The following is a 12576-nucleotide window of genomic DNA, read 5'->3' as shown; positions in this document are numbered from 1 at the left end:
CCAGCGGTGACAAGGGTGACGTGGTGGTGCCAGCCGCGCCAGGTGCGGCCGCTGAAGTGGTCGAGGCCCAGGCCCTACTTGAGATTGTGTCGACCTGGTGGTTGGTGGAGTACCGGTAGTTCTTCGACTGCTCGGCCACGGAGTGGTCGCGGGTGGGGACCAGGGTGCCGTCCACGATGAGCACGGTGCCCTAGGCGAACCGCCTGCGGGGCTGGAGCGCAAGCATCGGCCCGAGGTGGTCGATGATCCGGTCCGCCGCCGACTTGGACACCCCGAACAGCGGAGCGAGCCGGCGCATGGTCAGGTTGGTACGCCAGTACGCGGCGACCAGCAGTGCCCGGTCCTCCAACGGCAGGCCCCACGGCCGTCCCTTGCGGACCGCGTCTGCACCCTCGCGCCGCAGAACTGTCACCAGCTTTCCGAACTGCCGCGGGCTCAGCCCGGTGGACGGGGATACCCACAAGACGGCTCGGAAGCGTGATGGCACCAGCCACAGCGAGATCGTCTCAAAGACCGACGGCATGGCACGATGACCGGCATGTCAGGTCAGGTCTGGGTGTCACTCATATCGCTGGGCGGCGTTGTCCTCGGCGGCTCGTTGTCCTACCTCGTCCAGCACAGAACTCAACTCTCGGCGGAACGCGCTGAGCAGCAACGACAGCAGCTCGCCTTATCGGAGGCCCGGCGCGGGGAACGGCTGGCGCTGCTGGAGCGGTTCGTCGAGCTGGGGGCCGAGGCCGAACGTTCCGCCTTCAGTCGGCCTTCCGAGTGGGAGGACACGGAGGACGCCTGGTTCCTCACGACCCGGGACGTCATGAACAGGCTGTGGGTTGCGGAGCGGCTCATCCGCATCCAGTTCCCTCTGCCGGTGCACGACGCGGCCCGCGCGTACTTCCTCGACCTCAACCGGACGGTATGGGAAGGCTTGCCCGACGGTGAAAGCGTGCGGGACTACCTGGAGGACAACCGGCTGGCGTTTCTGGACGCTGCTCGCGCGGTCATGGGGTAGCGCACCGTTGTCCCCCGGAGATCTTTTACGGGACAACCCGTACTGGCTCTAACAGAAGCTGCTGATCCCCTTCGTCCTGCACACCGGCATCCAGTGGGAGCAGACCCCGCCGACGCCCCGACGCACTGCTGGCCGACCGCGGCTACGACCACGACAAGTACCGCCGCCTGCTCCGGCAGCGAGGGATCCGCCCCGTGATCGCGAAACGGGGCGAGCCGCACGGCACTGGCCTGGGCATCTTCCGCTACGTCGTCGAGCGCACGATCGCCTGGCTGCACGGCTTCCGCCGCCTGCGCATCCGCTGGGAGAGACGCGACGACATCCACGAAGCCTCCCTCGGCCTCGCCACCTGCCTGATCACCCACCGCCACGTTCGACGCATGAGGTCTGCGGGAAGGGCGAGGCCGCGCAGCAGGTCACCTGCGCGAGTCGTTGCGCGTGACGATCACGCGTATGCCTAGGTCCCGCAAGGCGACCAATGCAGGACGTACGTCGCTGTAGAGGTCGCCTTCGTCCAGGGTCTCGTTGCGGCCGGCCGCCTCGTGGGCGCGGTACCCGGCAGCGACGTCGATGCCCGGCCGCACGAGACGGAGGACCTCGTGCCCCACCAGGCCATCCCCGGTCCCTCCCTCATACCGCCCCAGCAATGCTGCCGGTGATCTTGGAAAAGCTCAGGCATCCCCACTGACAGCAAAGTCACAGGGTCGTTCCTGCAGAACAGGGTCCACGCAAGTGGCCGTGTCTTGTGTGGGTGTGCGCCCCCGGTCACTCGCGCTTGCGATCGCCGCACACCGCCCGGTCCACCAGACGGACCGCGGCCTCCGCTTGCTCGAGGAAGCGCTTCTCGTCACCGAAGCGCGTGGTGAAGACGGCGGCCGCGGCCGACACTCGGCCGTCGGGCGTGACGGCGGTCTCGGAGGCGGTACCGAAGGACGTGCCGCCGTGGTACCAGATCCCGCCCCCGCAGCCCTCGGCCGGGCGCCAGGCGAGGCCGAGCCCGTAGCGGGTCCTTCCGTCGCTGGCGTAGTCGGGCGCCGGGACGGTGGTGCGCATCTGCTCCAGTTGCTCCGGCGGCAGCAGCCGGCCGCCCATCAGGGCGCGCAGGAAGGTGTTCATGTCGCGGGTGGTGCTGATGATGCCGCCGTCCGCGCCGCCGCCCACGGCCAGCGTGGTGTCGGTGAGGTCGTCCCGGCCGGGGAACTGCGTGTACCCGGCGGCCGTCGGCATCGGCACGTACGGCGAGGTCTCCGGTATCAGCGTGCGGCGCAGCCCCAGCGGCTCGATGATCCGGTCGTGCACCTCCTGCGCCCACGGGTTGCCAGTGGCCTTCTCGATGACCATCCCGAGCAGCACGTAGTTGGTGTTGGAGTACGCCCACTGCGTCTCGGCGCCCGGATCATCCGGGTCCGGCAGCCAGCCGGGGGCGCGCTCCATCGCCGCGGCGACCTGCTCCTCAGGGGTCTGCGAACGGAACCGCTGTGCGTGGAAGCGCTCGGGCGTCAGCTCCGCCGGGTCCTCGAAGGCGATGTCCGTGTAATTGGCCAGGCCGCTGGTGTGCTGGAGCAGGTTGCGCAGGGTGATGCGGCTGCCGTCGTTGCCGTTGCCGGTGACCATCCCGGGCAACCACTGCTCGACGGTGTCGTCCAGGTTCAGCGTGCCTTCGCCGACGAGCTGGAGCGCGGCCACGGCCGTGAAGGTCTTGGTGTCGCTGCCTATGCGGTAGTAGGCGTCGAAGGGCACCCGGCCCCCGCTTTTCAGGCTCGCGGTGCCCGATCGGGCCTGCGTCTCGCGCCCGGCCGCGCCGCGGGCGAGCACCGTCAGCCCGGTGGCCCCCGTGTCCCGGACCGCGTCCGCGTCCCGCTGCAGCCGCGACCGCGCGTCCCCGCCGCCGGCGCCCATGGCCTGGGCCGTAGTGCCCGGCCCGAGAAGCGATGCCGTCCCGATTGTCGCGACCCCGGCCACGGCCAGCCCCGCGCGCCACCGTGCGGACCGGCCCCACCGAGCACTCTTCGTGATCTCCATGGCCCGAACGCTACGGAGGGCCGGCGCTGCGGACCATCCAGCTGGCTGCCCGGACGAGGGTGGTGCTGGCCCCCCCACCGCCACCCGCCGGCCATCGCCTCCTCGGTCAGGGGGCGTTGTCGCCGACGACGATCTCCAGGCGAGCCGTTCACCGGCCAGGTCTCGCACCGCCACCAGCACCGCTACGCATCCGGCCGCGTCCAGGCGATGCACCAGGCCCCGGCCCAGCCCTCGCCGCCCAGCCCGGCTCGGTCGAGCAGGATGAAGGTGAGGGTGACCGGCGACGGGGGCGGGACAGTTGTCGGGGGAGTGGAGGAGGTCGTGCTGGCTCCGGCGGCACGGTCGCCGTCCCCGCCGAACTCACCCCGTGTCGTCGACACCGGCTGGCGCGGCGTCGACGCCCGCACCCTTCCGGCTGGCGCGCCCGCACCCTTCCGGACGGCGCGGGACTGGGACTCGCCATCGCCGCGGCATCGTGGAGGCCCACCGCGGACAGGCGACGGTCCGCAACACCCCCGGCGGCTGCCGCTTCGAGGCCGTGCTGTCCATGCGGAGTCCTGAGACACCGGCCTCGCCCCGGGCATCACTCCCCGCGCAGCCCGCCCGGGCGAATTCCCTCATCCCATGCGCGACAGCCACACGCGGCCGACACCCCAGCTCTCCGCGCAATCGCGAGGACCCGGCGGTGACATCGCGCACGTCGCCGAGACGGTACTCGCCGGTCACGACGGGTGGGCAACCTACAACCGCTACTGCGGAGTACGACACCTGTTCGCCGCCCTGGACCTGGCCAAGGACAAGCTCTACGGCCACATCAAGCCGGTCAAGAAGCGGACGCAGTTCCTGGAGTTCTGCCGCTACCTGCGCACGCTCTACCCGCGAGAGGTGCGGATCGCGATCGTCAGTGGCAACTTCTCCCCGCACCTGACGACGAAGAGGTGTCAGCGCGTCGGCACGTGGGCGGCGGCGAACAATGTCGAGATGGCCTACACGCCGACGAACAGCTCCTGGCTCAACCGCATCGAGGCCCAGTTCACGGCCCTGCGCTATTTCACCCTCGACGGCACGGACCACGCCGACCACAAGGAGCAGGGCAGCATGATCCGCCGCTACATCATCTGGCGAAACCGCCAGGCCGACGACCGACGCCTACGCGCCGTCGTCGACAGGGCCAACGTTGCCTGGTCGGCACTAGTCAGACGCAATGGCCAGCCGAACGGCGAGTCCGGCGAAGACCGCGCCGCTGAAGACATTAAGCCCGCGAGCCACGCGGCGACTGCGCCGCAGTAGCGACGCGAGTCGGCCGGAGATAAGACCGATTGAGGTATCGACAGCCAGGCCCACGAGCACCAACGTGAGCCCCAGAACCGCAAGTTGCCACCCCGCGTTCCCCAGGCCGGGGTTCACGAACTGCGGCAGAAAGGCCACGTTGAACAAGATCACTTTCGGGTTGAGCAGATTAGTGACGGCCCCCTGCCGGAAGGTCCGGAGCCGCCCCGGGCCAGGGTTCTGGGCCGCTGCGTCCTCGTCGTCCCCACCGAGGCCGGAGCGGTCACGAAGCGCCGCAACCGCAAGGTAGAACAAGTAGGCCGCACCGACCCAGCGCACCGCGTCATAGAGCATCGGTAGTGACGTGAAGAGCACCGAGAGGCCGAGCGCGGCGGCAACGGCGTGCACCAAGGCGCCGAACGCCACCCCCAGAGCCGCCATCACGCCTGTGGTCGGTCCGCCGCGCCCGCCCATGGCCACGACAAACATCATGTCGGGTCCTGGAGTGACGCACAGAACGAAAGCTGCGACCACGAAGGCCGCGTACAAAGAAGTGTCCACCATGGCAGTCATGCTGATCACTGCACGAGCCCCCGTCGACCCAATTCCACTGACTGAGAAGCGGAAGCTCAGTGCCGCCTCTCACCCGACAAGCAGCAGCCAGGGCGAACGTTGCCTGATGCGGCACTAGCGGTCCAGTCGGCGGTAGCTGATCAGGGCTGCGGCCATGCCGACGAAGGCAAGGAAGTGTTCGGCCTTACGTTCGTAGCGGCGGTGAAGCCTGCGGCAGCCGGCCAGCCAGGAAATGGTTCGCTCGACCACCCATCGATGACGGCCCAGCCGCTGTGAGGAGTCGGCGCCTCTGCGAGCGACGCGATGGCGAATTCCTTGCTTGCGGAGCCATCTGCGCAGGTGGTCGTAGTCGTAGCCTTTGTCGGCATGCAGCTTCGCTGGCCGTCGGCGCCGAGGGCCACGGCGGGACCGGATGGGTGGGATGCCTCGCACGAGAGGCTCCAAGCCCAGGCTGTCGTGCATGTTCGCGCCGGAGATGCCCAGGGATAGTGGCAGCCCGTTCCTGTCGGTGATCAGGTGGATCTTCGATCCGAGCTTGCCGCGGTCGGTCGGATTCGGTCCTGTCAGCGGCCCCCTTTTGCAGCCCGCAGGCTGACGGAATCGATCGCACAGCGCGACCAGTCGAGCTCGCCTCGCGCTCCGAGTTCATCGAGGATGAGGCGGTGCAATTTCGCCCAGACCCGGTCCCGGCTCCACAGGGCGAACCGCCGGTAGACCGTCTGCCAGCGCGGGCCGAACACTGGCGGAAATTGCCACCGCGTGCAACCCGATGTCGCCACGAAGACGATCGCCGCCAAAGCCTCACGATCACCTGCCCGCCGCCGGCCCCCGCCCTGTGGGCGTATCACCTCGGTCGGTGGCACCACTCGCCGGAACAACACCCACAAATTGTCTGGCACTAGACGCTCAATGAGACCCGTCATGCACGGATCAACGAACCATCACGCCAAAGGAAACGACGCCTAAGGGCGCGTTGCTACAGCAGCGACGCCGGACTCTCTCAGCTTGCGGGCCACGCGTTCCATCTCCGGAAGCGTTCCTGAGTAATCACCGCTCACCACGCGGCGCAGCACGGCCTTGGCGCTTGTCAGGTCGATACCGAGCTCAGCCCGCAGCACCCGCATGATGACCACACCTTTGGTCGACGGACTGCTCACCTGCAGCCTCGCGGGACCATGCTCGGAGAGCATCTGATCCCGCCGTTCCGCCGGCACGTCGCCACCGCACACGGCTACTGCACATCCACAAGCAGAACACGTTGACTCAACGTCCCACCGCAAGCGGCCATCCACGAGGGCCTGAGTCCCCCAACACTCCAGCTCTGCACCGCAGTCCTGACACACCGCGGAGTACCTGACAGATTCGGAAACCGCCTGCTCCATCCCTACCCCCAACGGAGACGAGGTTGCACGACAAGTTAAGGGATTGCTTCAAAAGGCTCACCGAGTCGTACCGCGCGGGGGCCATGGCGCGAGGAAGGGAAGGAACGAGTCTAATGCGGATATGGCGTCTGTCTGCTCTGGCTCTGAAATCGGCGGATAAAGTCCGCTGTCTCGGCAGCGATGGGGGCGTTACGGACGAGGAGGTCCGCGGTCGCTTCTGGTACTCCCTCAGGGCGCTGGCCTGCGGCGTAGGCTCTTACCAGGGCGTAGCGGCCGTCCCGGTCCTGCTGTGAGAACCCGTGGAGGGCCGTGATGAGCCAGTTGACGAGGTATGTGGTGGTGTAATGACGGTCGTAGGTCTGGTGCTGGTTGAAGAAGGCGATCTCTTCCGGTGACAGGTCGAAGTTGGACGAGATGGCAAGGCCGTAGTCGGCGAAGTAGAGCCGTTGGCCATCGGTCAGGATGTTTTCGAAATGGGCGTCGAAGTGCAGTAACCCGCGGCGATTCATGAACGAGATGCCGGCCTCCAGTGCTGACTCCACCATGGTGGCGGCCCGGTCAGTGCTTTCGTCACCCGCTTCGACCTGGGCGTTGAGCCACTGGTGCAGGTTCTGCGGGATGTACTCCAGGAACAGTGCGACGCTCGCTGATGCCTCCTGGAGGGCGTGGATCCGTCTGCGTACCTGCGGGGCGTCACCCCAGTAGGCGACGGCCCGTTCGACGTAAGCCAGTTCTTCAGGCAGTGGCGTCGAGTCCGGCAGTACTCGCCAGTGGTACATCAGGGGAAAGCCCTCATATTCCGCAGCCAGTACCCAGTCCGTCGTCGCGGTGTGCACCGCCAGCTCGCGCCAGGCCCCAAAGCCCGGCCCTCCAATTGCACCGATGCCGTAGTGGCAGAAAACCGGCAGATCGAACAGGTTCTCCGTGGAGCCGACGTGATCGGGCTGTCTCTCCACGTCCGTGAGGGGCACGCGCTTCACGAAGACCGGAGTGCCGGCGACTTCCAACAGGGCCGACTTGCCGCCGATGCCAGATCGGACCGGCGGTGCCGTGTTGAGGATGTCCAGCAGTGCCTGGTCACTGTAGGAGGCCAGGGACGAAGAAACCGTTCGGTGGGCGGTCAGGCGCGCGCCGTGCGACATGTCTGTACCCTTCACCATTGCCTCTCTGTGTGCCGACCTCAGTGTGCGTGCCGCACGAATGGTGCAGCAGCAGAACGCTGCATGTTCCCAGTAAGTCCGTGCCGCCGGGGGGTGCGGTCATGAGCGGGTTCGCCGGCCCGGCCGCCGCGCCCCGCGCCCCGGGCCCTGCTCCTGGGCTGCGATGACGCTGGCGGTCGGCCGTGCTTCACCCGGCCGCTCGATCACCTTGGCGTAGGGTGTCGGCTGCGCCGTCGATGGGTTCCTGAATCCAGCCGGGTGTGTGCATCCGTGGGCGGGGTGGCTGGGCCAGGAATTTCACCGGCCTTCGGCTCTGCGTGGCCGTCGTCGGCCCGCTTGACCTTCAACGGCACCATCATTGATACCGGCACCGACTCCTACCGCCTCGCCAGCACCCGGGTACGGGCGGGAGAAGCCATGGTCAGCTTTCCTCGCCCAACGGGAGTTGGGGGCGGGGGAGAGGACTGCGTATCGCCGCACCTTCGGCCGTGTGCAATCAGTGACTGCAGCGCTTGCGTCGCTGTTGACTTGGGCCTGTTGCGAAAAGTGCTGGTCACAGCCACTCGTTGACGACTGCGACCAGCACAGTCGCGTGACGGCGGACCGCGAGCCGAGCCATAATGCCGTGCCGTCGGACCCGACAACGGGAGACACTGGCGCGGTGAACCAGCTTCAGGAGATCGTGGCATTGGCCAGCGGTGTGCTGGGCGGGGATGTCATCGGCGCCTACCTTCACGGGTCTGCCGTGCTCGGTGACCTCAGGCCGGCCAGCGACGTGGACGTGCTCGTCGTCTCCCGGCGGTCGATGGACGAGCGGGAGCGACGGGCGCTCCTCGGTGGACTGCTCGAGATCTCCGGCTCCCGGAACAAGGTCCGCCCGGTCGAGCTCATCGTGGTCGTCCAGTCCGAGGTCCAGCCATGGCGATACCCGCCGACCTGTGACTTCCTGTACGGCGAGTGGCTGCGCGCCGAGTACGAAGCAGGGGAGGCCCCCCGGCCGGAGCCGATGCCCGATCTGGCCCTGCTGATCACCATGGTGCTGACCGGCGACCACTCCCTCACCGGCCCGCGGCCGGCACAGGTCCTCGGCCCCGTCCCGCACTCAGACCTGGTCCGGGCGAGCGTGGCGGGCATCCCCGACCTGCTCGACAACCTGGACCGCGACACCCGCAACGTCCTGCTGACCTTCGCACGCATCTGGACCACGCTCGCCACCGGTCAGATCAGGTCGAAGAACGCTGCCGCCGACTGGGCCCTCGCCCAGCTCCCGCCGGAACATCGCCCCGTCCTGGAGCACGCCAGGCAGCTCTATCTCAACTGCCACTACTCCGAAGAAGGCTGGAGCGAGACGTTGCGGGCCCAGGTACGTCCCCATGTGGACCAGGTGCTCGCCGAGATCGACCGGTTAAGCACCCGGAGTTAACGGACATACGAACTGCTTTCTGAGCTTTTGATCACGGGGAATGTTACGACCGTGCTGGTCACAGCCACTCGTTGACGGCCGCGACCAGTACCGTCGCCTCATAGCGGACGGCGAGTTTGTCGTACCTCGTTGCCACGGCACGGTGGCGTTTGAGGCGATTGATCCCGCACTCCACCGCGTGGCGCTCCTTGTAGTCGTCCTTGTCGAACTTGGGCGGGCGTCCGCCACGGGAGCCGAGCTTCTTGCGGTTGCGGACCTGGTCCGCCTTCTCCGGGATCGGGCAACCGATTCCGCGTCTACGCAGGTAGGCCCGGTTAGCGCGGGAGCCGTACGCCTTATCCGCACGGACCCTGTCCGGCTTGGTGCGCGGTCGGCCCGGACCTGTCAAAGGCGGGTGGCCGGCCACCGAAGCGCCCATCTGCGTCGGCGGTTGGCCACCTGGTCGCGGCGCTCGGGGATCGTGGCGGCGATGCCCCGACGCCTCAGCAGATGACGGATGGCCCTCCTGGAGTATGCCTTGTCACCCAGCACACGGTCCGGTGTCGTGCGCGGGCGACCCGTGCCGACGCGCGGGGTGCGGACCCCGTCGAGGACGTCGGCGAACGCGGTGGCGTCGTTGACGTTTCCGGGTGTGAGCACGATCGACAGCGGCAGTCCCCGGCCGTCGACGGCAAGATGGACCTTGGTGGTCAGCCCGCCCCGGGATCGACCGAGTACCTGATGCGCCTGCGAGCGGCCCGGATCTTCCGGTTCGTCCCTGTCTGCGTCCCCCTTTTACGGGCGCCCGCGGCGTGCTGATGGGCCCGGTTGATCGTGGAGTCAACGGCGACGATCCACTCCACCCGGCCCCCCGCGTCATCATGGACCTGGACATGCTCCAGCAGCTTCGCCCACGTGCCATCGACTTCCCAGCGGGCGAACCGCTCGTAGACGGTCTGCCACGGCCCATACCGCTCGGGCAGGTCGCGCCAAGGGGCCCCGGTCCGTAGCCGCCACAGCACTCCGTTGACCACTTGGCGGTGATCACGCCACGGACGGCCCCGTCCGTCCACCTGGGGAAAAGGGGCTCTATCCGTCCCCATGCCGCATCCGTCAACTCACCTCGACCTGACACAAGATCAATTATCAGACCGGCTATAGAGTCCTGCCCGTGGTGAATCATCAGGACGAGACCAGGACGGCCTACGACGGAGTCGTCGAGCTGTACGCATCGCTGTTCGCAAACCGGCTGGAGACACAGCCTTTCTCCCGGACCATGATCGGCACCTTCGCCGAACTGGTGCGCGCGACAGGCAACCCGCGGGCAGCGGACGTCGGGTGCGGGCCTGGACACCTGACAGCCATGCTGCACGAACTGGGCCTGGACGCCTTCGGACTCGACCTCGCCCCCGGCATGATCGACCACGCCCGGCAGGCCCATCCGGCGCTGCGCTTCCAGGAGGCGCGGATGGAATCCCTGCCGATCGAGGACGCCGCCCTCGGCGGCGTACTGGCCCACTACTCAATGATCCACACCCCTCCGGGAGAACTACCGGAGCTGCTCGCCGAGCAAGCACGCGTCCTGGCGCCGGATGGCCTGCTCCTGGTCTCCTTCTTCGGGACCGACGAACAAGAACCGGTCCGCTTCGACCACAAGGTGGCGCCTGCCTACAGCTGGCCGGCGGATCGCCTCGCCGAACTGCTGGCCGATGCCGGGCTCGTTGCCTTCGCCCGGTTGCTCCACGATCCAGCCTCCGAAAGTGGCTTCCTCGACGCCCATCTGCTGGCCCGCCGTTCGTAGGCCCTGCCCGGTAATCCCCGCCGGACGGGCGGCGCGCCTCCCATTGCGAACTCGGCCGAACCTTGCTGATTGGACGGGAATTGTCAGACAGGCTCCAGGGGTGTTGGTGGGGGATGGTGGGTGTTGGGTTCTGTCTTTCCGGTCACGGCCGGAGAGGGAGCGTCGACGTGGCGTCTGGTCAGTTCTTATGTGCGGTCACCAGGGCGAAGGAGAGGAATTCTCCGCGGTCTGCGGTGAGCGTGTCGATAATGGGCTGGTTCGCGTTCTGGCCGTCGGGATGATGTTCAGCGCCGGCCCGGGCCCACAGCAGCCAGTCCTGCCAGGCGTTGGGCTGCAGCCGCGCGGATGTGACCTTGACCAGCTCGGTGATGTCCCACTGGAAGCGCCACCACTGTGCGGTGTGCCAGGCGATCGCTTCCCAGCCGACCACTTTCTTGATGTGGGGCGGGATCACCCCAAGTTCACGGATCTCCTGTGTCATGGCGGGGGTCGCCATGCCTAGCTGTCCTTGGGGCCGGAGGAAGCGCAGCAGGTAGGGCAGGAAGTTGTCCGCCGTACCGAAGTACTCGAAGGCGTCCACGCTGACGATCGCGTCGAAGCTCTGCTCCTCGAACGGCAGGGCGTGCGCCTCCGCTCGTACGGCCTCTGCCTGGTCAGCGACACCCGCCTCGGCGAAGACCGCTGCCGCCTGTTCGGGGGCGATCCATAGGTCGGCCGCGACGACCTTGACTCCATACTCGCGGGCCAGGAACACCGACGTGGCGCCCTTGCCGGAGCCGAGGTCGAGAACCCGCATGCCCGCGCGCAGGTCGAGATCGTGGGCGAGGTCTTCCAGCAGCCACAGCGGGTTCGGCCCCATGTCGAGATCGAGCAACCAGGCGGGGTCATCCTGAGAGGAGCGTGGATAGCGGTCCGGACGTACGAGATCGTTCAGTGCAGTCACGAGTTCGCACCCAAACCGATCATGTGCCCGGTCGCAACCTGTTTTGGCTCTACTGCGTCGACTCCTGGTCCACAGGGGACGGGGCGGGGGCAGTCGGACATGCCTCCGGTCACGGGCGTAGCCAGATCGGGAGTGCTGCGGCGGTGACGGTGCCGAGGAAGATGTATCCCCGCTCGTCGTGGCGGGTTGCAGCAGCTCTGAACTGCTTCAGCTTGCTCGCGCGCTCGACGGTGTAGCGCTTCTTGTAGCGGTCCTTGTCGAGCCCGGGAGGCCGTCCGCCGCGGGATCCGCTGCGCAGGCGGCCGGCTGCCTGGTTTCGTTTCTCCGGGATCACGTGTCGGATAACGCGCTCGCGCAGATGGGTGCGGGTTCTGCGGTTGCTGTATGCCTTGTCGGCCCCCGCACTGTCGGGCCTTCGGCGAGGCCGGCCCGGGCCCAGCCGAGGGACGCGAATCTTGTCCGTGACCGCTTCGAACTGCGTACAGTCGGCCCGCTGCCCTGGTGTCACGACCAGCGACAGCGGGCGGCACTTGCCGTCCGCGCTCAGGTGCAGCTTCGTCGTCAGGCCGCCGCGCGAGCGACCGGGAGTCTCGCCTGCCGCACCGCCTTCTCCAGGAATGGCCGCAGATACAAGTGCGCGTATGTGAGCTGATCTTTGCGCTGCCCCCTTTGATGTGGTCGACAGGGTGGCGGCGGTGCCTTTGGCGCTCCGGCGGCGTGCAGGTGAGTGCGGATCGAGGTGGAGTCGATGGGGTTGTCCCGGTCGATGTCACCCTCGGAGTCGGCAATGGTTTGGACGTGTCGTAGCAGCGTCTGCCATCGATCGACCAGAGCATGTGCCGTTTGTGGATGGTCTGCCAGGGACTGAAGCGTGGAGGCAACTCGCGGCACTGGCAGCCGGTACCAACCCGGTAGATGATCCCGTTGATGACTTGGTGATGGTTGCGTGACCTGTTGCGTCGGTTGTTGTTCTTCGGTAGCAGTGGCTCCTAGACCGCCCACTGGTTGTCGGTGA

General features: G+C 67.4%; 11 protein-coding genes and 7 pseudogenes. 6 read left to right on the top strand and 12 right to left on the bottom strand.

Annotated features, from left to right (window positions below; genetic code table 11):
• Nucleotides 1-91: 91 nt before the first annotated feature.
• Nucleotides 92-510: pseudogene (locus tag AC07FV_RS25175) on the bottom strand (transposase family protein); the annotation flags it as partial.
• Nucleotides 511-529: 19 nt separating this feature from the next.
• Here AC07FV_RS25175 and AC07FV_RS25170 point away from each other — a divergent pair.
• Together AC07FV_RS25170 and AC07FV_RS25165 are read left to right on the top strand one after the other, a co-directional pair.
• On the top strand, nucleotides 530-1009 hold the full coding sequence (locus tag AC07FV_RS25170; protein ID WP_479089507.1) for a hypothetical protein: 480 nt from the start codon (nucleotides 530-532) through the stop codon (nucleotides 1007-1009).
• 101 nt (nucleotides 1010-1110) lie between these two features.
• A pseudogene (locus AC07FV_RS25165) lies at nucleotides 1111-1389 on the top strand (transposase); the annotation flags it as partial.
• A gap of 36 nt (nucleotides 1390-1425) precedes the next feature.
• Here AC07FV_RS25165 and AC07FV_RS25160 read toward each other — a convergent pair.
• The 3 genes and pseudogenes from AC07FV_RS25160 to AC07FV_RS25150 all read right to left on the bottom strand — a co-directional run.
• Complete coding sequence (locus tag AC07FV_RS25160; RefSeq protein ID WP_479089506.1) at nucleotides 1426-1617, bottom strand: hypothetical protein; 192 nt, start codon at nucleotides 1615-1617, stop codon at nucleotides 1426-1428.
• 157 nt (nucleotides 1618-1774) lie between these two features.
• Nucleotides 1775-3031 carry a serine hydrolase domain-containing protein gene (locus AC07FV_RS25155; protein ID WP_479089505.1) on the bottom strand — a complete coding sequence of 419 codons (1257 nt, stop codon included), beginning with the start codon at nucleotides 3029-3031 and terminating at the stop codon, nucleotides 1775-1777.
• A gap of 585 nt (nucleotides 3032-3616) precedes the next feature.
• Nucleotides 3617-3790: pseudogene (locus AC07FV_RS25150) on the bottom strand (NAD-dependent dehydratase); the annotation flags it as partial.
• Here AC07FV_RS25150 and AC07FV_RS25145 point away from each other — a divergent pair.
• Nucleotides 3767-4213, top strand: a pseudogene (locus AC07FV_RS25145) (transposase); the annotation flags it as partial. The pseudogenes AC07FV_RS25150 and AC07FV_RS25145 sit on opposite strands and share 24 nt — an antisense overlap.
• A 9-nt stretch (nucleotides 4214-4222) precedes the next feature.
• Here the strand turns inward: AC07FV_RS25145 and AC07FV_RS25140 are convergent.
• From AC07FV_RS25140 to AC07FV_RS25130, 3 genes are all read right to left on the bottom strand, one after another.
• Nucleotides 4223-4864: a LysE family translocator gene (locus tag AC07FV_RS25140; protein WP_479089697.1), complete on the bottom strand. Its 642-nt coding sequence runs from the start codon at nucleotides 4862-4864 to the stop codon at nucleotides 4223-4225.
• A gap of 123 nt (nucleotides 4865-4987) precedes the next feature.
• A protein-coding gene (locus AC07FV_RS25135) for an IS5 family transposase (RefSeq protein ID WP_479089504.1) occupies nucleotides 4988-5796 on the bottom strand; the annotation gives its coding sequence in 2 pieces (ribosomal slippage) (nucleotides 4988-5454 and nucleotides 5454-5796; 810 coding nt in all).
• Nucleotides 5797-6365: 569 nt separating this feature from the next.
• Nucleotides 6366-7397 carry a BUD32 family EKC/KEOPS complex subunit gene (locus AC07FV_RS25130; RefSeq protein ID WP_479089503.1) on the bottom strand — a complete coding sequence of 344 codons (1032 nt, stop codon included), beginning with the start codon at nucleotides 7395-7397 and terminating at the stop codon, nucleotides 6366-6368.
• Nucleotides 7398-7693: 296 nt separating this feature from the next.
• Here AC07FV_RS25130 and AC07FV_RS25125 point away from each other — a divergent pair.
• Together AC07FV_RS25125 and AC07FV_RS25120 are read left to right on the top strand one after the other, a co-directional pair.
• Nucleotides 7694-7829: pseudogene (locus tag AC07FV_RS25125) on the top strand (IS21-like element helper ATPase IstB); the annotation flags it as partial.
• Nucleotides 7830-8076: 247 nt separating this feature from the next.
• On the top strand, nucleotides 8077-8838 hold the full coding sequence (locus tag AC07FV_RS25120; RefSeq protein ID WP_479089502.1) for an aminoglycoside adenylyltransferase family protein: 762 nt from the start codon (nucleotides 8077-8079) through the stop codon (nucleotides 8836-8838).
• A 58-nt stretch (nucleotides 8839-8896) separates the two neighbouring features.
• Here AC07FV_RS25120 and AC07FV_RS25115 read toward each other — a convergent pair whose 3' ends face one another.
• Together AC07FV_RS25115 and AC07FV_RS25110 are read right to left on the bottom strand one after the other, a co-directional pair.
• Complete coding sequence (locus tag AC07FV_RS25115) at nucleotides 8897-9244, bottom strand: transposase (RefSeq protein ID WP_479089501.1); 348 nt, start codon at nucleotides 9242-9244, stop codon at nucleotides 8897-8899.
• Nucleotides 9219-10000, bottom strand: a pseudogene (locus AC07FV_RS25110) (IS5 family transposase); the annotation flags it as partial. The gene AC07FV_RS25115 and the pseudogene AC07FV_RS25110, both read right to left, overlap by 26 nt.
• Here AC07FV_RS25110 and AC07FV_RS25105 point away from each other — a divergent pair.
• Nucleotides 9989-10618, top strand: coding sequence for a class I SAM-dependent methyltransferase (locus tag AC07FV_RS25105; RefSeq protein ID WP_479089500.1), 630 nt, complete (start codon nucleotides 9989-9991; stop codon nucleotides 10616-10618). The pseudogene AC07FV_RS25110 and the gene AC07FV_RS25105 overlap by 12 nt on opposite strands.
• A gap of 178 nt (nucleotides 10619-10796) precedes the next feature.
• Here the strand turns inward: AC07FV_RS25105 and AC07FV_RS25100 are convergent, their stop codons facing one another.
• The 3 genes and pseudogenes from AC07FV_RS25100 to AC07FV_RS25090 all read right to left on the bottom strand — a co-directional run.
• Nucleotides 10797-11561, bottom strand: coding sequence for an SAM-dependent methyltransferase (locus AC07FV_RS25100; protein WP_479089499.1), 765 nt, complete (start codon nucleotides 11559-11561; stop codon nucleotides 10797-10799).
• A gap of 109 nt (nucleotides 11562-11670) precedes the next feature.
• Complete coding sequence (locus AC07FV_RS25095) at nucleotides 11671-12246, bottom strand: IS5 family transposase (protein WP_479089696.1); 576 nt, start codon at nucleotides 12244-12246, stop codon at nucleotides 11671-11673.
• A gap of 142 nt (nucleotides 12247-12388) precedes the next feature.
• A pseudogene (locus tag AC07FV_RS25090) lies at nucleotides 12389-12544 on the bottom strand (transposase); the annotation flags it as partial.
• Nucleotides 12545-12576: the final 32 nt, after the last annotated feature.

The sequence above is a fragment of the Streptomyces sp. NPDC045956 genome, from assembly GCF_056430705.1.
The sequence above is the reverse complement of the archived record's forward strand: the minus strand, read 5'-3'. Positions and strand labels throughout refer to the sequence as shown.

Coding starts and splice junctions, on each gene's coding strand:
- AC07FV_RS25140 (WP_479089697.1), bottom strand. CDS start 4,864: ATGGTGGACACTTCTTTGTACGCGGCCTTCGTGGTCGCAGCTTTCGTT.
- AC07FV_RS25130 (WP_479089503.1), bottom strand. CDS start 7,397: ATGTCGCACGGCGCGCGCCTGACCGCCCACCGAACGGTTTCTTCGTCC.
- AC07FV_RS25155 (WP_479089505.1), bottom strand. CDS start 3,031: ATGGAGATCACGAAGAGTGCTCGGTGGGGCCGGTCCGCACGGTGGCGC.
- AC07FV_RS25170 (WP_479089507.1), top strand. CDS start 530: ATGACCGGCATGTCAGGTCAGGTCTGGGTGTCACTCATATCGCTGGGC.